20 protein-coding genes and 1 pseudogene are annotated in these 21,193 nt (G+C 67.0%); 12 read left to right on the top strand and 9 right to left on the bottom strand.

Annotation, left to right across the window (positions count from 1 at the left end):
• Positions 1–287: alpha/beta fold hydrolase (locus P409_RS05490; RefSeq protein ID WP_034832715.1), on the bottom strand; the 287-nt coding region annotated here is incomplete at its 3' end.
• Positions 288–400: 113 nt separating this feature from the next.
• Here P409_RS05490 and pcaQ point away from each other — a divergent pair.
• The 7 genes from pcaQ to P409_RS05455 all read left to right on the top strand — a co-directional run bounded on the left by pcaQ (position 401) and on the right by P409_RS05455 (position 7,338).
• A complete protein-coding gene (pcaQ, locus tag P409_RS05485) occupies positions 401–1,342 on the top strand; it encodes a pca operon transcription factor PcaQ (protein WP_034832713.1) in 942 nt (313 codons plus the stop codon).
• A gap of 208 nt (positions 1,343–1,550) precedes the next feature.
• On the top strand, positions 1,551–2,825 hold the full coding sequence (locus P409_RS05480; protein WP_034832711.1) for a multidrug effflux MFS transporter: 1,275 nt from the start codon (positions 1,551–1,553) through the stop codon (positions 2,823–2,825).
• Between the two features lie 73 nt (positions 2,826–2,898).
• The gene (locus P409_RS05475; protein ID WP_034832708.1) at positions 2,899–3,573 is read left to right on the top strand and encodes an HAD family hydrolase; all 675 of its coding nucleotides are present in this window, start codon (positions 2,899–2,901) and stop codon (positions 3,571–3,573) included.
• Positions 3,574–3,940: 367 nt separating this feature from the next.
• Entirely contained in the window at positions 3,941–4,855 is a 915-nt protein-coding gene (locus P409_RS05470) for a metal ABC transporter substrate-binding protein (protein WP_081991289.1), read from the top strand.
• On the top strand, positions 4,842–5,633 hold the full coding sequence (locus P409_RS05465) for a metal ABC transporter ATP-binding protein (RefSeq protein WP_052120064.1): 792 nt from the start codon (positions 4,842–4,844) through the stop codon (positions 5,631–5,633). The genes P409_RS05470 and P409_RS05465 overlap by 14 nt, the downstream gene beginning before the upstream one ends.
• Positions 5,630–6,487, top strand: a complete 858-nt coding sequence (locus P409_RS05460; RefSeq protein WP_034832707.1) for a metal ABC transporter permease — start codon at positions 5,630–5,632, stop codon at positions 6,485–6,487. Before P409_RS05465 ends, P409_RS05460 begins: the two co-directional genes overlap by 4 nt.
• A complete protein-coding gene (locus P409_RS05455) occupies positions 6,484–7,338 on the top strand; it encodes a metal ABC transporter permease (RefSeq protein WP_052120063.1) in 855 nt (284 codons plus the stop codon). Before P409_RS05460 ends, P409_RS05455 begins: the two co-directional genes overlap by 4 nt.
• Here P409_RS05455 and P409_RS05450 read toward each other — a convergent pair.
• Entirely contained in the window at positions 7,335–8,417 is a 1,083-nt protein-coding gene (locus tag P409_RS05450; RefSeq protein ID WP_274519145.1) for an MFS transporter, read from the bottom strand. The genes P409_RS05455 and P409_RS05450 overlap by 4 nt on opposite strands.
• 110 nt (positions 8,418–8,527) lie before the next feature.
• A complete protein-coding gene (locus P409_RS05445) occupies positions 8,528–9,484 on the bottom strand; it encodes a quinone oxidoreductase family protein (RefSeq protein ID WP_034832705.1) in 957 nt (318 codons plus the stop codon).
• 58 nt (positions 9,485–9,542) lie between these two features.
• On the opposite strand from P409_RS05445, the gene P409_RS05440 reads away from it, so the two are divergent.
• The 4 genes from P409_RS05440 (at position 9,543) to P409_RS05425 (ending at position 13,180) form a co-directional block, all read left to right on the top strand.
• Positions 9,543–10,064, top strand: coding sequence for a MarR family winged helix-turn-helix transcriptional regulator (locus tag P409_RS05440; RefSeq protein WP_052120062.1), 522 nt, complete (start codon positions 9,543–9,545; stop codon positions 10,062–10,064).
• Positions 10,065–10,161: 97 nt separating this feature from the next.
• Positions 10,162–10,614, top strand: a complete 453-nt coding sequence (locus P409_RS05435; protein WP_034832703.1) for a (2Fe-2S)-binding protein — start codon at positions 10,162–10,164, stop codon at positions 10,612–10,614.
• A gap of 14 nt (positions 10,615–10,628) precedes the next feature.
• The gene (locus tag P409_RS05430) at positions 10,629–12,788 is read left to right on the top strand and encodes a xanthine dehydrogenase family protein molybdopterin-binding subunit (protein WP_034832701.1); all 2,160 of its coding nucleotides are present in this window, start codon (positions 10,629–10,631) and stop codon (positions 12,786–12,788) included.
• Positions 12,789–12,808: 20 nt separating this feature from the next.
• Complete coding sequence (locus tag P409_RS05425; protein ID WP_202964565.1) at positions 12,809–13,180, top strand: c-type cytochrome; 372 nt, start codon at positions 12,809–12,811, stop codon at positions 13,178–13,180.
• 15 nt (positions 13,181–13,195) lie between these two features.
• Here P409_RS05425 and P409_RS05420 read toward each other — a convergent pair whose 3' ends face one another.
• The 3 genes from P409_RS05420 to P409_RS05410 all read right to left on the bottom strand — a co-directional run bounded on the left by P409_RS05420 (position 13,196) and on the right by P409_RS05410 (position 14,867).
• Positions 13,196–13,663 (bottom strand): NUDIX hydrolase, encoded by a 468-nt coding sequence (locus P409_RS05420; protein ID WP_034832699.1) that lies wholly within the window; start codon positions 13,661–13,663, stop codon positions 13,196–13,198.
• A gap of 58 nt (positions 13,664–13,721) precedes the next feature.
• Positions 13,722–14,087, bottom strand: coding sequence for a hypothetical protein (locus tag P409_RS05415; RefSeq protein WP_034832697.1), 366 nt, complete (start codon positions 14,085–14,087; stop codon positions 13,722–13,724).
• A 192-nt stretch (positions 14,088–14,279) separates the two neighbouring features.
• A complete protein-coding gene (locus tag P409_RS05410) occupies positions 14,280–14,867 on the bottom strand; it encodes a hypothetical protein (RefSeq protein WP_034832695.1) in 588 nt (195 codons plus the stop codon).
• 302 nt (positions 14,868–15,169) lie between these two features.
• Here P409_RS05410 and P409_RS36935 point away from each other — a divergent pair, with 302 nt between their 5' ends.
• Positions 15,170–17,671: an ATP-binding protein gene (locus P409_RS36935; protein ID WP_081991290.1), complete on the top strand. Its 2,502-nt coding sequence runs from the start codon at positions 15,170–15,172 to the stop codon at positions 17,669–17,671.
• A gap of 19 nt (positions 17,672–17,690) precedes the next feature.
• Here P409_RS36935 and glgX read toward each other — a convergent pair whose 3' ends face one another.
• The 3 genes and pseudogenes from glgX to P409_RS38700 form a co-directional block, all read right to left on the bottom strand.
• Positions 17,691–19,835, bottom strand: a complete 2,145-nt coding sequence (glgX, locus tag P409_RS05405; RefSeq protein ID WP_034832716.1) for a glycogen debranching protein GlgX — start codon at positions 19,833–19,835, stop codon at positions 17,691–17,693.
• Positions 19,836–20,118: 283 nt separating this feature from the next.
• Entirely contained in the window at positions 20,119–20,652 is a 534-nt protein-coding gene (locus P409_RS05400) for a hypothetical protein (protein WP_152613256.1), read from the bottom strand.
• Positions 20,642–21,193, bottom strand: a pseudogene (locus P409_RS38700) (malto-oligosyltrehalose synthase); the annotation flags it as partial. The pseudogene P409_RS38700 and the gene P409_RS05400, both read right to left, overlap by 11 nt.

Genomic DNA, 21,193 nt, shown 5'->3' with positions numbered 1-21,193 from the left:
CCGCCGATCGATAGCCCGACCACGGCCGCCCGGCGGATGCCGCGCGCGTCCAGCAGCGCCGCCAGGTCGGCGGCATGGGCCTCGATGCTGTCGCCGCCCTCGCTGCCGGACAGGCCGTGGCCGCGCTTGTCGTAGCGGAGGGTGCGGTATTCCGGAAACCGCGGCACCACCGCATCCCAGATGCGGAAATCGGTGCCGACCGAGTTGATGAAGACCAGGGCAGGCGCGTCGCGCGGACCCCTGTCCTCGACATGCAGCACGATGCCGTTCGCCTTGACCGCGTCCATCCCCTGTCCTGGCTCGACTCTTCCGGGTTCGTCCCGCTGTGAACGCCGCACTGTGCGCGGCCGAAGCGGTTATGTAAAATGAGGAATTCGCCCAGAAACATAACCGGACGATTATGGCCGACACTGCGCTGGCGATCGAGCGGCGGATCAAGCTGCGCCACCTGCAATGCTTCCTCGAGGCGGTGCGGCTGCGCAGCGTGGTGGCCGCGGCCGACGCGCTGGGCATCAGCCAGCCGGCGGTGTCGAAGACCCTGCGCGAACTGGAGGAGGCGCTGGGCGCGCCGCTGTTCGACCGCAGCCGCAAGGGCGTGGTGCTGACCCCCTTCGGCCGCACCTTCCTGCACCATGCCGGCACCAGCGTCACCGCGCTGCGCCAGGGCATCGAGAGCGTGGTGCGGGCGCGCGCGGCGGGGGAGGAGCTGCTGCGCGTCGGCGTGCTGCCGACCGTGGCCGGGCTGATGATGCCGGCAGCGCTGGAACGGTTCCGCACCGCCTGCCCCGGCGTGGTGGTGCGGGTGGTGGACGGGCCGAACCAGATGCTGCTGGGCCAGCTGCGCGTCGGCGGGCTGGACCTCGTGCTCGGCCGGCTGGCGGAGCCGGAGCAGATGACCGGCCTCAGCTTCGAGCATCTCTATTCCGAGCGCATCGCCTTCGCCGTGCGGCCCGGCCATCCGCTCCTGTCCCGCCTGGGGCTGGCGGTGCGCGACATCCGCGCCTATCCGGTGATCGCGCCGCCGCCGGGGTCGGTGATCCAGCCCACCGTCGACCGCCTGCTGATCGCCGCCGGGATCGAGGCGCTGCCGAACCGGATCGAGAGCGTGTCGCCGACCTTCGGCCGCTCCTACCTCCGCCGCAGCGACGCGGTCTGGATCATCTCGCGCGGCGCCGTGGCCCAGGATGTGGAGGAGGGGGTACTGGCCGAGCTGCCGCTGGCCACCAGCGATTCCACCGGCCCGGTCGGCCTGACCATGCGGGCCGAGGTGCCGCCGACCGATGCCGGCCGGATCTTCATGGCCATGGTGCGCGACGCGGCGCGCGAGGTGCGGGGCGCCTGACCCGCGCCGCGACGGATGCGGGCCCGGTTCCCCTGCGCCGGCGCGCGGCAGCGTTGCGCGACAAGCCCTTGTCCCGGATCGCGGTTTGGGCGGAAGCTTATCCTGTTTCTCATCATCCCCGCGGGGGCGGGCAGCGCTCGACCGGCACCACCGCCCAGGCGGCATGGCGCGGGCCGGGCCGTGCCGCGTGCAAGCGAGACCGGAGCGGATGTCGTTCGTCAGCAGGATCACCGGGGGCGCGAAGGCGCCCGGCCGCGCCACGCCGGCGCCGGGCTTCGCCGAGTTCGTCGGCCTGATCGCCTTCATGATGGCGCTGATCTCGCTGTCGATCGACAACCTGCTGCCGGCCTTCGGTGCCATCCAGGCCGATCTCGGCATCGCCGACGCCAATGCGCTGCAATACGTCCTCACCGCCTACATGGCCGGCTTCGGGGTGATGCAGCTGATCTACGGCCCGATCTCCGATGTCATCGGCCGGCGGCCGACGCTGATGATCGGGCTGACCGTCTACACAGTCGGCAGCATCCTGGCGATCGTCGCCCACGGCTTCGAATGGCTGCTGATCGCCCGGGTGGTGCAGGGCATGGGCGCCGCCGCGGCGCGGGTCCTGACCGTCACCATCGTCCGCGACCGCTTCTCCGGCCGCGAGATGGCGCGGGTGATGTCGCTGACCATGATGGTGTTCATCATCGTGCCGATCTTCGCCCCGGCGATCGGCCAGGCCTTCCTGTTCCTCGGCGGCTGGCACGCCATCTTCGTCAGCATGCTGGTGCTGGCCCTGGTGCAGATCGTCTGGTTCAACCTGCGGATGCCGGAGACGCTGCATCCGGAGTACCGCAAGCGGCTGTCGCCCTCGGCGATCGGCAGCGCGATGCGGCGCTGCGTCACCACCCGGGTGTCGATCGGCTATGCCAGCGCCATGGGGCTGATGATGGGGGCGCTGATGTCCTATCTCGGCTCCTCCCAAGCGATCTTCGAGACCGATGTCTATGCGCTGGGCACTTATTTCCCGATGGCCTTCGGGCTGATCGCGATGGTGATGGGCTTCGCCTCCTTCCTCAACTCGCGCCTCGTGCGCCGGCTGGGGATGCGGCGCCTGTCGCACACCGGCATCCTCGGCTTCGTCGCGGTCGGCGCGCTGCAGGTGGTCTTCGCCTTCGCCTTCGGCGGCAAGCCGCCCCTGTTCCTGTTCGGCGCGGTGCTGGCCGCCAACATGTTCCTGTTCAGCCTGACCGTGCCGAACTTCAACGCCATGGCGATGGAACCGCTGGGCGACGTCGCCGGCACCGCCTCCTCGGTGTTCGGCAGCTACACCACCATCGTCAGCGCCATCCTCGGCGCCGTGGTCGGCCAGGCCTTCGACGGCACGGTGGTGCCGCTGGCCTTCGGCTATTTCGGCCTCGGCCTGCTGGCGCTCCTGATCGTGCTGTGGACCGAGCGCGGCCGGCTGTTCGTGCCGCACCATCCAGATCCCGTGCGGTAGGGCAGGCTTCCCCTCCGCGCCGGATCGGCTACATCTGTCCCGAGGCCCTGTTCCCCGACGCGGAGACCGTGAGATGCGCCAGCAGACCTCCTTCCTGTTCGACCTCGACGGCACGCTGGTCGACAGCGTCTACCACCACGTCATGGCCTGGCGCGAGGCGCTGGACGCCGAGGGCATCGAGCTGTCGGTCTGGCGCATCCACCGCAAGATCGGCATGAGCGGCGGCCTGTTCACCAACATGCTGCTGCGCGAGACCGGGCTGGACATCAGCGACGAGCGGGTCGAGCGGCTGCGCCGCCGCCACGCCGAGGCCTACAACCGGCATTCGGAGCAGAGCGTGCCGCTGCCCGGCGCGCGCGAGCTGCTGGCTTGGCTGACCGAGGCCGGCATTCCCTGGGCCATCGCCACCAGCGGGCGGATGGAGACGGCGCGGCCGGTCTTGGAGAATCTCGGCGTCGACTTCGACAAGGTGCCGGTCGTCACCCGCGACCTGGTGAAATACGCCAAGCCCGACCCCGACCTGTTCCTGGCCGCGGCCGAGAAGCTGGGCGTGCCGATCGAGCGCGCCCATGTCGTCGGCGACAGCGTCTGGGACATGCTGGCGGCGCAGCGGGCGCGGGCGCTGGGCATCGGTTTCCTGTCCGGCGGCTACGGCCAGGACGAGCTGGAGCGGGCCGGCGCCTACCGGGTGTTCGAGGACCCGGCCGACATGCTGCTTCACATCGACGAGGTCGGCGGACGGCGCTGAAACTGCCACCGGCTGTCTATCGCCAAGTTGACCCTTCCTAGTCCCCCCTCCCCTTGCGGGAGGGGGGGAGGGGGCTGCGCGCGTCCGCGCGCGAATGCGCTCTTCCTCGCCGATATTGTGACGACCGGCGGACGGGGCCGGCACGAGCTGAGAGAACCCCCTCCCCCTATCCCCCTCCCGCAAGGGGAGGGGGGACTCAAAAAGCCGATCGTCCGTGCGACGGCATGGAACCATGCATCCTCGCCGAGCCACAGCATCAAGTAGAAGCTCATGAGTCTCTATTAAGCCAGAATCTCAAAATTTAGCTTGAGCTACATTTGAGTCGATGCGAGCCTTTCCGGGCGATAGCGATGCAAGGGAGAGGCTCATGGCGAGGTCTGGGATCCGAAGCGCGCTGGCGGCGGCGCTGGCGCTGGCGGGCGTGCTGGCGGCCGGAACCGCCTGGGCCGAGGGGGCGCGGCCGAAGCGCATCGTCACCACCTTCACCATCCTGCAGGACATGGCCCGGCAGGTGGCCGGCGACGCCGCGATCGTGGAATCGATCACCAAGCCGGGGGCGGAGATCCACGACTACGACCCGACGCCGCTCGACGTGGTCAAGGCGCAGGACGCCGACCTGGTGCTGTGGAACGGGCTCGGCCTCGAGCGCTGGTTCGAGAAGTTCTTCCAGGGCGTCAAGGACGTGCCGAGCGTGGTGGTGACCGAGGGCATCCAGCCGGTCTCGATCGTCGAGGGCCCCTACACCGACAAGCCGAACCCGCACAGCTGGATGTCGCCGGCCAATGCGGTGATCACTGTCGAGAACATCAGGAAGGCGTTGGTGGCGCTCGACCCGGCCAACGCCGCCACCTATGACCGCAACGCCGCCGCCTACACCGCCGAGCTGAAGGCGCTGGACGCGCCGATCCGCGAGGCACTGGCCAAGATCCCGGCCGACCAGCGGATGCTGGTCAGCTGCGAGGGCGCCTTCTCCTACCTCGCCCGCGACTATGGGCTGAAGGAGGGCTATCTCTGGGCCGTCAACGCCGATGAGGAGGGCACGCCGCAGCAGATCCGCAAGGTGATCGACACGGTGCGCCGCGACCATGTGCCGGTGGTGTTCTGCGAAAGCACGGTGAACGACAAGGCGATGCGGCAGGTGGCGCAGGAGACCGGCGCCCGTTTCGGCGGCACCCTCTATGTCGACAGCCTGACCAATGAGGACGGGCCGGCGCCGAGCTATCTGGCCATGCTGCGCTACAATGCCAAGCTGATCCAGGACGGGTTCAATGTCGGCCAGTGAGGCACCGTCGATCGCCGTCTCCGGCGTCACCGTCCGCTACCGCGCCGGCAATATCGCGCTGAGCGACGTGTCGCTGACGCTGGACCGGCCCAGCATCTGCGGCCTGATCGGGATGAACGGCAGCGGCAAGTCGACCCTGTTCAAGGCGATCATGGGCTTCGTCGACCCGGTCGCCGGCTCGGTCGCGATCTGCGGCCGGCCGGTGGCCTGGGCCCAGAAGGCCAACATCGTCGCCTATGTGCCGCAGACCGAGGAGGTGGACTGGAGCTTCCCGGTCTCGGTCCGCGACGTGGTGATGATGGGGCGGCAGGGCCGCATGGGCCTGCTGCGCATCCCGTCGGCCGCCGACCGCGCGGCGGTGGCGGCCAGCCTGGAGCGGGTGGGCATGCAGGGTTTCGCCGGCCGCCAGATCGGCGAATTGTCGGGCGGCCAGCGCAAGCGGGTGTTCCTGGCCCGGGCGCTGGCGCAGGAAGCACGGATCATCCTGCTGGACGAGCCCTTCACCGGCGTCGACGTCAAGACCGAACGGGCGATCACCGGCATCCTGACCGGGCTGCGCGAGGCCGGCCACCTGATCCTGGTGTCGACCCACAACCTGGCGAGCGTGCCGGAGTTCTGCGACCAGGCGGCGCTGATCCACCGCAGCCTGGTCGCCTTCGGCCCGGTCGAGGAGGTGTTCACCGCCGACACCTTGGCCCGCACCTTCGGTGGCGCGCTGCACCAGCTGCCCTTCGGCCTGGCCGGAGTGGCCGAGCCCCGGCTGCGGGCGGCCGTATGACCGGGCTGCTCGACCTGCTGGTAGAGCCGTTCGGCTACCAGTTCATGGTCAAGGCCATCCTCGGCGGCGGCGCGGTCGGTGCGGTCTGCGCCGTGCTGTCCTGCTTCGTCACGCTGAAGGGCTGGTCGCTCTTGGGCGACGCGCTGTCCCACGCGGTGGTGCCAGGTGTCGCCATCGCCTATCTGGCCGGCGCGCCCTTCCTGCTGGGGGCCGTGCTGTCCGGCCTGTTCGCGGTGCTGGGCATCGGCGCGATCGAGCGCGCGACGAAGCTGCGCGGCGACGCGGTGATCGGCGTCGTCTTCACCGCCTTCTTCGCCCTCGGCCTGCTGCTGATCTCGCTGTATCCCAGCAACCTGCGGCTGACCACGATCCTGTTCGGCAACCTGCTGGGCATCGCCGATGCCGATCTGTGGCAGCTCTTCGCCGTCGGTGCCGGTTGCCTGCTGGTGGTGGCGGCCAAGTGGAAGGACCTGCTGCTGTACTGCTTCGACGCGCAGCATGCCCGTGCCATCGGCCTGCCGACCGGGCGGCTGCACCTGCTGCTGCTGGGCCTGCTGTCGCTGACCGCGGTGGCGGCGCTGCAGGCGGTCGGGGCCCTCCTGGTCGTCGCCATGCTGATCACGCCCGGTGCAACCGCCTTCCTGCTGACCGACCGCTTCCCGCGCATGCTGGTCCTGGCCGCGGTCATGGGGGCGGTGACGGCGATGGCCGGGGCCTATGCCAGCTATTTCCTCGACGGGTCGACCGGCGGGCTGATCGTGCTGGCCCAGACCGCCCTGTTCCTGCTGGCGCTGGCCCTGGCGCCGAAGCACGGGCTGCTGCGAAGGGCAGGAGTGGAGGAGGCTGTGCCATGACCGCCCTCCTGTCCCTGCTCGAGGCCGCGGCGGAGCCGCTGCGGCACGGCTTCATGGTCGAGGCGATGCTGGTCGCCGCCTTCGTCGGCACGGTCTGCGCCGTGTTGTCCTGCTTCGTCGTGCTGAAGGGCTGGGCCCTGGTCGGCGACGCGGTCTCGCACGCCGTGCTGCCCGGCATCATCCTGGCCTATGTCGCCGGGCTGCCGATGTCGCTCGGCGCCGTCGCCAGCGGCATGGCCTGCGTGCTGTCGGCCGGGGCGATCGAGGCGCGCTGCCGGGTCAAGAGCGACGCCGTGTTGGGCATCACCTTCACCGGATTCCTGGCGCTGGGCCTGGTGCTGCTGGCGGAGACGCCGAGCAACGTCCACTTCATGCATGTGCTGTTCGGCAACCTGCTGGGCATCGAGGCGGCGGACATGGTTCAGACCCTGGCGGTCGGATCGGTCACGCTCATCGCCGTGCTGCTGCTGCGGAAGGATCTTATCCTGTTCTGCTTCGATCCCGGCCAGGCCCGGGTGATCGGGATCTCGCCACGGCGGCTGGAGCTGATCCTGCTGCTGCTGGTGGCCGCCACCATCGTCGCCGCGTTGCAGGCGGTCGGCGTAGTGCTGGTGATGGCGATGCTGGTGACGCCGGGCTGCATCGGCCTCCTGCTCGCCGACCGCTTCGGCCGGGTGATGGCGGCGGCGGTCGTATCCGCGGTGCTGTCCAGCGTGCTCGGCACCCTGCTCAGCTTCTGGCTCGACGGCGCCACCGGCCCGTCGATCGTCGTGGTCCAGGCCCTGCTGTTCGCCCTGGCCTTCCTGTTCGCGCCGAAGAAGGGGCTGCTGCGGCAGGCGGCCGCGGGCTAGGGCAGGATCGCTCCCGGACCATCCCGGAGGCGAAGGAAACGGTGCGCGATGACCGCCCCCGCCAGGGCGGTCGCCACCACCGCGCCAATCCACGCCCCGTAGAGACGCTGCCCGACGATGGCCCCGGCCAGGACCGGCGTGACCATGTCCGTGACGGCGACCAGTGACTGGATCGTGCCCATGACCACGCCCTGTCGCCGCCGCGGGACGTGGACGGAAAGCCCGGCGATGAAGGTCGGCCGGGCCAGCGCCACGCCGGTGCTGACGCAGAGCACGGCGAGGGCCAGCATCCCGATCCCGGTGGCCAGGCCGGCCAGGACATAGCCGGCCGACAGCAGGCCGAAGACCAGGACGATCAGGCCGCGTTCGGCCAGGCGGCGGCCGAGCCACGGCAGCAGCAGGAGCTGGACGGCGATGTTGATGGCGCCGTCGGCGGTGAGGAGGTAGCCGAGCTCGCGCGGGCCGAAGGCATGGCCGTTCCAGCGGAAGGTGTCGCCCAGGAACACCGCGACCTGTGAGCTGAAGAGGCCGTAGGACACGTAGTGGCACAGCAGGATGGCGACGACGATCCGGATCGCCGGCGAGGCCAGGAGCGACCGCAGCGACGTCCGTTCCCGCACCGCCTCGCCCGGCCCGGTGCCGTCGCGGGGCGCTCCGCCGTCCAGCCAGAGCGCGGTCGTCAGCAGGCTGGCCGCCGACAGCGCCATGGCGATCCAGATCGGTGCCGACAGCGAGACCCCGGCGAGGGCGCCGGCGAGGCCGGGGCCGGCCATGCCGCCCAGCCCGAGCCCGGCGCTGAGGATCCCGATGGCCTGGCGCCGGTCGGCCGGGCTGCTGTGGTCGGCGGCATAGGCGGCCGCGGCGGAGAAGTTTGCCGCGGTGAGGCCGAGCAGGATCCGCGCCAGCAGCACGAACACCACGCTGTCGGCCGCGGCCAGCAGCGACAGGCTGGCCAGCGCCCCGGCCTGGCTGGCCAGCAGCACGGTCCTGCGGCCGTAGCGGTCGGACAACTGCCCCAGCCAGGGCGCGGCGACGAACTGGCTGAGCGCTTCGGCGCCGAGCACGAGGCCGAGAACCAGGGGGCGTGGCGCCCAGATCCCGCAGGAAGAAGGGCAGCACGGGCAGGACGGCCCCGCTGCTGGCCGCGTCGAGGCAGACGATGACGAAGACCGGCAGGATCGGGCGCATCTCAGGCGGCCAGCCCGATGGTGAGCACCGTGCGCCGGCCGTCGTCGCGGTTCCAGGCCTGCCCGACCTCCGCTAGCGGCACCGGCGTCGTGGCGATGCGGAGGCCGGCGGGCCCGGCCGCCTGCAGCACGCCGCCGATGGCCGCGATCATGCGGTCGGGCGGCACGCTGCCGATGCCGCTGCCCATCAGCGCGATCGCCGAGGCGCGCAGCACGGCGCTGGGCAAGGGGATCTCGGCCCCGCTGACCGCGCCGATCTGGACGAAGCGGATCGGCCTGCCCTCCGGCCCGGCCTTGGCGCCGGCGGCCAGCAGCTTTGCCGCGCTCGGTCCCCACAGATAGTCGAGGACGACATCCACCCCTTCGGCGAACTGCGCCTGGAAGCGCTCCGCCACATCCTCGACGCCGAGCGGGATCGTGATATCGGCGCCTAGGGCCACGACCGCGTGCAGGGCCTCGGCGTCGCGGCCGGTGGCGATCACCCTCCGCGCCCCGAGATGCCGGGCGATCTGCACGGCCAGCCGGCCCGACGTGCCGGTGGCGCCGTTGACCAGCACGGTCTCCCCGGCCTGCAGCCGGGCCCGCTCGGCCAGCGCCGCCCAGGACGACATGCCGGGATTGGCGATGGCGGCGGCGGTGATGTCGTCGAGATCGTCGGGCAGCGGCAGGCAGTGCGCCGCCGGCGCCGCCGCCCGCTCCGCCATGCTGCCGAAGGGCGCTCGCGGCATGATGAAATAGACCCGGCGCCCGTCGTCGAGCCGGCCGACCCCGTCGAGGCCGGCGACGAAGGGGAACTGGCCGGACGAGCTGTAATGCGTGCCCGAGGCGCGGCCCTTGACCACGGGGCTGATGGCGGCGGCGGTGACGGCGATGCGGGCCTCGCCCGCCTCCGGCACCGGCTCGGCGAAATCGGCATAGGCGGGCGTCAGCCCGGGCCCGCGGACGATGGCGGCCTTCATGACGGTGTCCCTTCGAGGAAGAAATGTGTGTATAATGCACATATATGGAGGACTCGCGATGGCGGCAAGCAAAAATGTGCAAAATACACATATTAGCGAAAGGCTGCGGGAACTGCACGGGGCGCTGCTCGACATCGTCGCCGTGATGAACCGGCCGCAGCGCGACGAGGTGCTGATCCGCGAGGCCGGGATTCCGCTCGACCGGGCGCTGTTCCCGCTGCTGGTCGGGATCGGCCGGTTCGGGCCGATCGGCGTGGTCGAGATGGCCGACCGGGTGGGCCGCGACTACACCACCGTCAGCCGCCAGGTGGCGAAGCTGGAGGAGCTCGGCCTGGTCGAGCGCCGGGCCAGCGCCGCCGACCGCCGGGTGCGGGAGGCGGTGATCACCGCCAGGGGCAAGGCGATGACCGACCGGGTGGATGCCGCGCGCGACCGCATCGGCCGCGCCGTCTTCGGCAGCTGGGATCCGCGGGAGTTCGACGAACTGGTGCGGCTGATGCGGAAATTCGCCGATGCGATGACGGCGGAGCCGCCGGTCCAGAAGGAGGACCGCGGCCGGCCGAACGTTCGGGATTCCTGAATTCTGATGCCAGGGTTCGGGGATCAATCGGCATCCTCGAACAAGCTAGGCTTGCGCGATTCCATCCCGGTTGAGGGCGGAGCACGCGAGGAGCGCCATGACTTTCACGTTGAAGATCAACGGCACACCGCATGAGGTCGATGTCGACGGCGACACCCCGCTGTTGTGGGTGCTGCGCGACGTGCTCGGCATGACCGGGACGAAGTTCGGCTGCGGCCAGGCGCTGTGCGGCGCCTGCACCGTGCATGTCGACGGCGCGGCGACGCGGTCCTGCATCACCACGGTCGACAGCATCGGCGACAGCGCGATCACGACGATCGAGGCGGTCGGGCAGACGCCGCAGGGCGCGGCGCTGCAGAAGGCGTGGCTGGAGCTGGAGGTGGTGCAGTGCGGCTACTGCCAGTCCGGCCAGATCATGTCGGCGGCGGCGCTGCTGAAGGACACGCCGAAGCCGACGGACGACGACATCGACGCGGCGATGTCGGGCAATGTCTGCCGATGCGGCACCTATCAGCGGATCCGCGCCGCGATCCACAAGGCCGCGGCGTAGGGGAGGGACGGATCATGCCCGATGGTTCGCGCACCCTCGGCCGCCGCGGCTTCCTCAAGGTCGGCGCCGCCGTCGGCGGCGGGCTGGCCCTGACCGTCGCCCTGCCGCCGTCGCTGCGCCCGGCCTTGGCCGGAGCGACGTCCGGCTTCGCGCCCAACGCCTTCATCCGCATCGACCGCCAGGGCCTGGTGACGCTGGTGATGCCGATGGCGGAGATGGGGCAGGGCACCTACACCGCCCACGCCATGCTGCTGGCGGAGGAGCTGGAGGTCGGGCTCGACCAGGTCCGGCTCGAGCATTCGCCGCCGGACGACGCGCTCTACGCCAACCCGATGCTGCATGTGCAGACCACGGGGCTCTCCTCCTCCGTCCGCGCCTTCTGGACGCCGCTGCGCCAGGCCGGCGCCGCGGCGCGCATGCTGCTGGTGACCGCCGCGGCCAAGCAGTGGGGCGTCGACCCGTCGACCCTCAAGGCGCAGCTCGGCCAGGTCACCGACGGCAAGCGGTCCCTCGGCTATGGCGAGCTGGCCGATGCGGCGGCCCAGCTGCCGGCGCCGGATCCGAAGACGATCGCACTGAAGGCCCCCAAGGACTTCACCCTGGTCGGCACCCCGGCGAAGCGGCTGGACACGCCGGCCAAGGTCAACGGCACGGCGCAGTACGGCATCGACGTCCGGCTGCCGGGCCTGAAGGTGGCGGCGATCGCGATTTCACCGGTCCGCGGCGGCACGCCGAAATCGGTGGACGAGGCCGCGGCGATGGCGGTCAAGGGCGTGCACCAGGTGGTGAGGACCGACGAGGCCGTGGCCGTGGTCGCCGACCATATGGGCGCGGCCCGGAAGGGGCTGGAGGCCGCGGCCATTCAGTGGGATGACGGCCCGAACGCCGCCGTCAGCAGCGCCGACATCGTGCGCGCGCTGGAGGCGGATTCCGCGACCAAGCCCGGCGTGGTCGCGCGCCATGACGGCGACCCCGACAAGGCCCTGGCCGGCGCGGCGCAGCGGCTGGATGCGGTGTACCAGCTGCCCTTCCTGGCCCATGCGGCGATGGAGCCGATGAACTGCACCGTCCATGTGCGGAAGGACGGCTGCGAGATCTGGGTCGGCACCCAGGCCCCGACCCTGACCCAGGCCCTGGTCGCCGGGCTGCTGGGGCTGCCGAAGGAGAAGGTGCAGGTCCACAACCACCTGATCGGCGGCGGCTTCGGCCGGCGGCTGGAGGCGGACGGCACCCTCACCGCCGTCAAGGTGGCGCAGCAGGTCGACGGCCCGGTGAAGGTGGTGTGGAGCCGGGAGGAGGACATCCAGCACGACCTGTACCGGCCGTACTACTACGACCGGGTGTCGGCCGGGCTGGACGCGGACGGGCGGCCGGTGGCCTGGACCCATCGCATCGCCGGCTCCTCCGTGGTCGCGCGCTACATCCCGCCGCTGTTCAAGGACGGCTATGATTTCGACGCGGTCGAGTGCGCCGCGCAGCCGCCCTATGCCTTCGACACCATCCATGTCGACTATGTCCGGGTCGAGCCGCCCGGCGTGGTGACCGCCTTCTGGCGCGGCGTCGGCCCGGTGCACAACGTCTTCGTGGTCGAGAGCTTCATCGACGAGCTGGCGGCGGCGGCCAGGCGGGACCCGGTCGCGTACCGCAAGGCGCTGCTGGGCCACAATCCGCGGGCGCTGGCCGTGCTGACGCTGGCGGCGGAGAAGGCCGGCTGGGGCTCGCCGCTGCCGAAGGGGCAGGGGCGCGGCATCTCCGTCCAGTTCGCCTTCGGCAGCTACCTGTCGCAGGTGGCGGAGGTGGAGGTGGCGGCCGACGGATCGGTCCGTGTCCGCCGCATCGTCTGCGCCGTCGATTGCGGCCTGGTGGTCAACCCGGACACGGTCGAGGCGCAGGTCCAGGGCGGCACGCTGTTCGGCCTGACCGCGGCGCTGCACGGCGCCATCACCTTCAAGGACGGGCGGGTGGAGCAGGCGAATTTCGACACCTATCTGCCGATGCGGATCGACGAGGTGCCGGTGATGGAGGTGCATCTGGTGCGCAGCGCCGAGGCGCCGGGCGGGCTGGGCGAGGCGGCGACCGCCATCGTCTCCCCGGCGGTGACCAACGCGATCTTCGCCGCCACCGGCAAGCGCATCCGCACCCTGCCGATCGACCCCGAGCTGCTGAAAGCCTGATCCCCGAAGCGGAGATGAGAATGAGAGTGTCGCATTGGGCTCTGGCCGCCCTCCTGATCGCCGCCGCCGCGCCGGCCCTGGCCGATGGCGACGCGGCGCGGGGCCGGACCCTGTTCTCGCGCTGCGCCGCCTGCCACACGGTGACCGACCAGAACAAGCTGGGCCCGCACCTGTCCGGCGTGGTCGGCCGGGTGGCGGGCACGGTGGCCGGCTACACCTATTCCAAGGCCATGGCCGCCTACGGCAAGACCTGGGACGAGGCGACGCTGGACGCCTTCCTGGCCGGCCCGGCCAAGGCGGTGCCGGGCACCAAGATGGCGGCGCCGCCGATCGCCAACGCCCAGGACCGGGCGGACATCATCGCCTATCTGAAGACCGTGCCGGCGTCCTGAGGCGAGGAGCGGGGGCTAGCCGCGCGGCTGGATCAGCAGCCAGCGGCTCGGCTCCCGCTGCACGAACTCTTGCTCGACATGGCGCAGGACGTGGCGCTGGCCGGCGAAGGGCACCATCCCGGCGGCCTCGCCGAAGCCGGCCCAGCGGAATTCGCTGTGCTCCGCGTTCAGCCGCACCGCGACGTCCGGCGCCGCGACGGCGACGAAGACCGGCAGCAGGCTGATGACGTTGCGCTCGGCCTCGTAGAACTGCTCGCAGATATCGGCGGAATACAGCCGCTCCGGCACCAGCCCGGTTTCCTCCCTTGTCTCCCGCAGCGCCGCCTGCCAGCCGGTCTCGCCGGGCTCGACCGCGCCGGTGACCTGGCACCACTCCCCGGCCAGCGATCGGGTGCGGCGCAGCAGCAGCACCTGCGGCCCGGCCACGGCGCGGCGGATGACGACGACGGAGACGGCGACGCTCCGGATCGGGATCTCCTGCATTCGGTCCTCGGGTTGCGGCGACTTCGATGGTTCTCCAGTCATACCATGCTGCAGGTCGCTATCCGCTGGCGCACAGCGCCGTCAGGCGCATCCAGATGTCGACGGGCGTGAGCTGGACGGCGAGGAACAGCAGGACCGCGAGGCTGCCCAGGCCGCGGAAGATCCATCTCGCCAGATCGACCGATCCTCGCGACACGCCTTCGATCACCTGGATCTGCCGGTAGGAGAAATAGGCGAAGGCCAGGAAGCACAGCAGGGCCAGCAGCTCGGTGGCGAAGGCGCCGGCGGCCGACTGGGTGAAGCGCAGCCAGCCGGGCAGCCGAAACCCCTGATAGGTCAGCAGGACCTGGGACAGGGTGAAGGCGACCAGCCCGACGGTGTAGAAGCGGTAATGGAACTGGCTGAAGCGAAATGCGCTTCTCATCGACGGCCTCCTGAAAATCGCGCGATGCCGGGGGCTCCGGCTCTAAGCCGCCGCGACAATCCGCATCATCGAAAATGACTTATGCAAATAGGGTCTTATTCCGCCCGCGATCCCATCATCGGACGGCAGCGGCGTCAACCGGGTTGATCGGAATTTGTGCCTAGTGAGCAGCAGAGATAGGGTGCCCGCCGCCTAACGTCCCAGCGCGATGGCCGAGCCGGTGAAGGGCACAACGAGGGTGAAGCCCGGCGGCGCCGGCGCGACCGGCGTGCCGGCGGCGGTGCCGAACTGGGTGACGCCGGCGCCGAGATGCTCGGCGATGTCGTGGCGGCCGCCGGCGAAGTCGAAGGGCGTGCTGTCGACCAGCCGGGCGGAGAACACGTTGGTGCCGACCAGCGGCACGGTCTTGGCGCCGTCAGGCCCGGTGACGGTGGTGCCGACCACCAGGCTGGCGCGGCGGAAGGTGGCGATGCGCTCGCCCCGGGCGAAGGAGTCCGGGTCGTCGAAGGTGCCGGCCGGCTCGCGCTGCAGGTACAGCGAGAAGCTGCCGACCGGGTCGACCCCGAGCTGCAGCCCGCCATTGCCGACGCCATGCGCCTGGAACGGCTCGGCGGCGAAGGTGAAATGGGCGGTGCCTTCGCTCCGCTTGCCGTGGAACAGCGGCACGTCGAGGAAGGGCAGGTGCAGGAAATAGCCGTAATCCGCCACCGGCCCGCCCTCCTCGACCTGGTAGAAGCGGCCGGTGACGTACCAGGCAAGCTCGGCGGGGAGGAGGGGCATGGGGTGAGTCCTTCAGATAAGGTTGAGAGGATCGAAGGCCCGAGTATATGCGGGACGGTAGGGCGCAAGCAGAAGGCTCGCTGTGACTGTGTCGACGAGTTCTCGGCGCTGATGCGGCACGACCATCTCTACGCATTTGCGCAAATGTCCGATCTTCGATGCCATGGAATGGCCATGACGTTGGCAACTGCAATGGGCGAGGCTCCGATAGCTATGATAGAATACCTCCTTTCCGCCCACGGGAGGGGGCATGCTCCTGTATTCCTCATAGGTAAATAAGGGAGCTTATATACGGAGGTTAAATGCATAACGAAATAGATCAAGCTTTCGAAAAGCTCATGTCAATAAAGTCAGAATTTTTCGCTGCAATATCCGAAAGACCGAATGAGAGTGACACAAGGTTAAAGATAATTGATAGGCTGTTATTTGAAGTACTTGGATGGAAGCGTGATTCTGTATTCACGGAACCATATGTTGCCTCAAAAGGGTATATTGACTATCTTTTGACCATAGGGGAAAGGCGTGGAGCCATAGTAATAGAAGCAAAACGAGTTGGCCTTCTTGAGCCAGAAACTAAATCTGTCGAGATGTCTTATGTTAGCTTATCTGGGCCGGTTGTGCGTCCAATGATAGATGGGGTACGACAGGCTTTAGCTTATGCAATGGATAAAGGAGTTGCATTAGCTGCAGTGACAGATGGAGAAGTATGGTTATTTTTCAAAGCCTCGAGAACCGATGGAAAACCTCCATTGGAAGGGAAGGGTATATTATTTCCGAAATTTGAATCGATAGTAAATAATTTTGCTAGGTATATGGAACTAATATCTCCTGGCGCTGCGATAGATAGAAGAAATATAGCGCACATGAACAGTGCGGAAGGTTTAATAGTTGAAGGTTCGGAGCAACAATTTTGTGTGTTTAATCCAGAAGAAGCTCGAATGAAAACTCGAGATCCGTTAGCTAATGATGCTGCCTTATTGTTTTCACAATTTTTTTCTCGACTTTCCGATGAACAAGATCGAGAAATGTTGCGAGATTGTTTCGTTGAGACAAATGAGAGTAGAAAAGCTGATTTGGAGTTGCAAAAAATAATACAAAAAGTTCTAAATAATATTCAGCAAATAAATACTGGCCATGGAGGTGCGCTTCAGGCGGAGATAGAGCGTGCTATAACATCACAGAAATCTGAAACCGTACTTCTTATAGGAAATAAAGGTTCAGGAAAATCTACATTCATCGATAGATTTTTTAATCATGTACTTCCGCTTGGGATTCGAGATAAATGTGTTGTTGCAAATGTAGATTTGGCAAACTATCACGGTGACCCGGCCGGTACAGTATCTTGGATGCTGAGGCAGTTAAGGGGGGTATTGGAAGCTGGTGTATGTGCAAGTGATCCTCCTTCGTACGACGAGCTCCAAGGTATATTTTTTAAGGAATATCTAAGATGGATTAATGGTTCTCGAAAGCCTCTATACGAAAGAGACAAAGAAGCCTTCAAAATCGAATTTGGCAATCACATGGAGGCTAGAAGAGAAAACAATCCAGATGAATATGTTCGGATGCTTCTTGATTGGGCGTCAAGAGGGCAGTCTCGATTGCCTTGTCTTGTTTTTGACAATACGGATCAGTTTCCGATCGAAATACAAGATTCTGTATATCAATTAGCTCACTCTTTGGAGAGCGCTGCTCCAGTTTTTAACATAGTTCCTATAACGGACAGGACGGTATGGAGGCTATCGAAAGCAGGAGCCTTACAAAGTTATAATGCTCGAAATTTTTACCTGCCCGTTCCAGATGCTAAGGAGATCATATCAAGACGGGTGGATTTTTTGAAATTAAAGCTTAAGTCGGAACCCAAGGCTGCGAAATCATATTTTTCGAGGAAAGGTTTTCTGGTCGAGATAAACGACCTAGCTATGTTGGCAGAAGCCGTTGGAAAGGTTTTTGTTGAAAATGATTATGTTTCAGGATTAATCGGGCGTCTCGGAAATTTCGATATCCGCAGGATGTTGAAATTGGCAGAAAGAATTTTTTTATCTCCAGAAATTAAAATTGACGATATAATCAGATCAAAGTTCGGTGGGAAGGGGGTGACGACAGATCAATACCGAACTCATCGAGCTTTGATAAAAGGAGAATACGATAGATTTAGCGAATCCGAAAACGAATTTATTTCTAATTTATTTTACACAAATCATAGAAAACCAGAATCTCCGCTTTTGGCTTTTTATGTATTATGGGTTTTGCGTCAACGTATGAACAGTATTAGAGATGATAATGTAGAATATCGTCATTGGCTTGTATCAGAGCTTTGCGATTTCTTTGAATCATGTGGAGTTTCTGAAGATCTCGTTTTGCAATGTTTACGGCGTTTGTACGATCGACGTCTTGTTGAAGCTCTTGATCCAAACATAAAGCAAATAGGATCCAGTGATAAAATTGCAATAAAAGACAGTGGCGTCGCTCATATCGATCTTATGTTGAATTCAACGGTCTATGTTGAGCAAATGTCTCTCGTTACTGGAATAAATGAGATATCTACTAGAGACGAAATTAGAAAAAGAGTGCATTCCCGGGCTTTCCTGGAGGCAAGGGATATATTTGTTCGATATGTGTTAAAAATTGATGCAAGTCGAGTCTCTCCTCCGTCGAATCCTATCTACGAGCAGATTGTCGAAGCTCGTAGGCGGGTTAAGGCTCTCACTTCAACCGAGCATACATATCGTCGCCAAACACCTAGCGACCGTCCCGCTCGTCCTAGGAGAGGCCCCCCGACCCAATCTAGATCCCGAAGAACATAGCCAAGTCGTAGCGAGCTTCTCACACCCCCGTCTGCGCCGACAGCAGCACCAAGGCCCGGCCCTGCAGGTCGAAGGTCTCGCCCGCCGGCAGCCGGCCCTTCGGCGGCGCTTCCGGGTCGGCCGTGTCGACCAGGGCAGTCCAGAAGGCGCCGTCCGGCACCTCCGGCAGCAGGAAGGGCACCGGCTCGTGGTGGGCGTTCAGGAGGAGCAACAGCGTCGCCTCGGAGCCGCGGCGGCGGATGCCGGTCGGCTGGGCGCGGCCGTCGATCAGCATGCCCAGGCAGCGGGTCTGCCCGTTGGTCCAGTCGCCATTCGCCATCTCCTGCCCGTCCGGGCGCAGCCAGGCCACGTCCTTGACGTCCAGCTCCTCATTGTAGACGCCGGTCAGGAAGCGGCTGCGGCGCAGCACCGGGAAGCGCTGGCGCAGCGCGATCAGCCGGCGCACGAACGGGGCCAAGGCGCGGCCGTCGGCGTCGATCGCCTCCCAATCCACCCAGCCGATGGCGTTGTCCTGGCAATAGGCGTTGTTGTTGCCCTGCTGGGTGCGGCCGAACTCGTCGCCGCCCAGCAGCATCGGCGTGCCCTGGGACAAGAGCAGCGTCGCCAGCAGGTTGCGCTTCTGCCGCTCGCGCAGGGCGCGGATCGCCGGCCCATCCCCAGAGTCCCCGGTCGGGCCCTCGGCGCCGCAGTTCCAGGACAGGTTGTCGGAATGGCCGTCCTTGTTGTCCTCGCCATTCGCCTCGTTGTGCCGGTCGTTGTAGGAGACCAGGTCGTTCAGGGTGAAGCCGTCATGGGCGGTGATGAAGTTGACGCTGGCCCAGGGCCGGCGGCCGCGGCGGTTGAACAGGTCGCCCGAGGCGGCGAGGCGGGAGGCCAGGTCGGCCACCTTGCCCTCGTCGCCCTTCCAGAAGGCGCGCGCAGTGTTGCGGAAGCGGTCGTTCCACTCGGCCCAGCCGGGCGGGAAGCCGCCGACCTGGTAGCCGCCGGGGCCGAGGTCCCAGGGCTCGGCGATCAGCTTGACGCTCTCCAGCACCGGGTCCTGGCGGCAGCTGTCGAGGAAGCCGCCGCCCTCGTCGAAGCCGTAGGGCTCGCGGCCGAGGATGGTGGCGAGGTCGAAGCGGAAGCCGTCCACCCGCATCTCGGTGGCCCAGTAGCGCAGGCTGTCGGTCACCATCTGCAGCACCCGCTGGTGGCTGAGATTCAGCGTGTTCCCGGTGCCGGTGTCGTTGATGTAGTAGCGCTTGTCCTCCGCCAGCCGGTAGTAGGAGGCGTTGTCGATGCCCTTGAAGGAGAGGGTGGGGCCGCGCTCATTGCCCTCGGCGGTGTGGTTGTAGACGACGTCGAGGATGACCTCGAGCCCGGCATCGTGCAGCCGGGCCACCATCTCCTTGAACTCGGTGGTCTCGCCGGTGGCGGAATAGCGCGGATGCGGCGCGAAGAAGCCGATGGTGTTGTAGCCCCAGAAATTGCTCAGGCCCCGCTCCAGCAGGTGCCGGTCCTGGACGAAGGCGTGCACCGGCATCAGCTCGACCGTGGTGACGCCGAGGTCACGCAGGTGCCGCACCACCTCCGGCCGGGCCAGGCCGGCGAAGGTGCCGCGCTGGGCCTTGGGCACCGCCGGGTGGCGCATGGTGTAGCCGCGGACATGCAGCTCATAGACGATGGTGCGGTCCCAGGCGACCGAGGGCGGCTGCGACCGGCCCCAGGTGAAGGCGGGGTCCACCACCCGGCATTTCGGCATGAAGGCGGCGCTGTCGCGGGTGTCGAAGGACAAATCCTCCTCCGCCGCGCCGATGGTGTAGCCGAACAGCGCATCGTCCCAGGCCAGCTCGCCGACCAGCCGCTTGGCATAGGGGTCCAGCAGCAGCTTGTTCGGGTTGAAGCGGTGCCCCGCCGCCGGTTCATAGGGGCCGTGCACGCGATAGCCGTAGACCGTGCCGGGGCGGGCGTCGGGCAGGTAGCCGTGCCAGACCTCGTCGGTGTATTCCGGCAGCTCGACGCGCGCGATCTCGCGCCGGCCGTCCTGGTCGAACAGGCACAGCTCGACCTTGGTGGCGTTGGCCGAGAACAGGGCGAAGTTCACGCCCAGCCCGTCCCAGGTGGCGCCGAGCGGGAAGGGCTGTCCCTCCAGCACCCGGACAGCCGGTTGCGCACGCCGTGTCATCTGGTTCCCCTCTCGCCGGCCGATCATACAGAATGCTTGGATCGATTTCCTTTTTGTCCCCCCTCCCCTTGCGGGAGGGGGTAGGGGGAGGGGCTGCGCGCGTCCGCGCGCGAATGGGTGGCCACTCCGATCTGCACGAAGAGCCGGCTTGCCCGATCAGGCCGGTTCGGACCGAGAGAACCCCCTCCCCCTAACCCCCTCCCGCGAGGGGAGGGGGGACTCGTTGGGCTTGGCCATGCGCTCTCTCATGCAAAGTCCTTCCTCCGGATCTGACGTCGGTCGCTCACAGCGCCTCGCGCCAGCGGGCGCGCCACAGCCGGTAATCCGCCCCGTATTCGCTCGCCGGGCTGGTCTCGTTGCCGAAGCGGTCGCGGAAGGGGTTGAGCACCCGGTGGCCGCGCCAGTCGAACACGTCGGTGGCCGCCGTCGGCCCCAACGCCTCGGCCAGCGCATCGTTCCGCAGGCCGCGCAGCAGGGCGAAGGCGTCGACGGCGCGCAGCCCCAGCCATTCGTCGACATCGACCGGCCGCAGGCACAGGCGGCGTCGCTTGCGCCAGTGGCCCAGCACGTCCCAGACCACCGCGGCCGGCTCCTCGTCATCTTCCGGCGGGCGGGCGACGACGCGCAGATCGACCCGTTCGGCGAAGCAGCCCGTCAGCTCGACCCGCTCGCCGAGGGAAGCCGCGACCGCCAGGCCGAGCCGCTCGAAATGCTCGCGCCGCGGCTCGTCGGCGCCCGGGCCGCGAGGCAAGGGAAGGCCGGGCAGGGCGGGTGTCGCCTCGGGATTCGAGATCACCCGTAACACTCTATTGACCATCACGACCTCCGAGATGATGCAGGAACACCGGCAGCCGGCCGAAGACGGGGCCGAGATCGGCCCGGCTGCCTCCAATCCCCCGCTCACCACCCCCATCCCCAGGCCCGGCCGGCAGCGGCACCGCGGTGCCGTCGAAGCCGGTCAGGCCCAAAGCTCCGTTCAGCCGGCCGGCCACCAGGCGCGGCACGGCCACCACCAGGTGCCGCCCGTCCAGCGACCGGCGCCAGGCCACGACATGCGCCGCCGCCGGCCCCTCGGCCTCGACCGGGGCATAGTCGCCGCGGGCGAACAGCTCCGGATCCTCGCGGCGCAGGCGCAGCAGCCGCGCCGCCAGCCCGTGCTTGACCCGCGCATCCGGCCAGGACTCCGCCAGCGCGGCGGGGTCAGCCTCGGCGACGGCGTCGAGCTGGCGGGACAGCCGGTCCCAGTCGACCGGGCGGCGGTTGTCCGGGTCGACCAGCGACAGGTCCCACTCCTCGGTGCCCTGGTACAGGTCGGGTATGCCGGGCAGGGTCATCTGCGCCGCCAGCTGGGCCAGGCC

Origin of the sequence: Inquilinus limosus MP06 (assembly GCF_000767795.1) — a bacterium.
GTDB classification, from domain to species: Bacteria; Pseudomonadota; Alphaproteobacteria; order DSM-16000; family Inquilinaceae; genus Inquilinus; species Inquilinus limosus_E.
The sequence above is the reverse complement of the archived record's forward strand: the minus strand, read 5'-3'. Positions and strand labels throughout refer to the sequence as shown.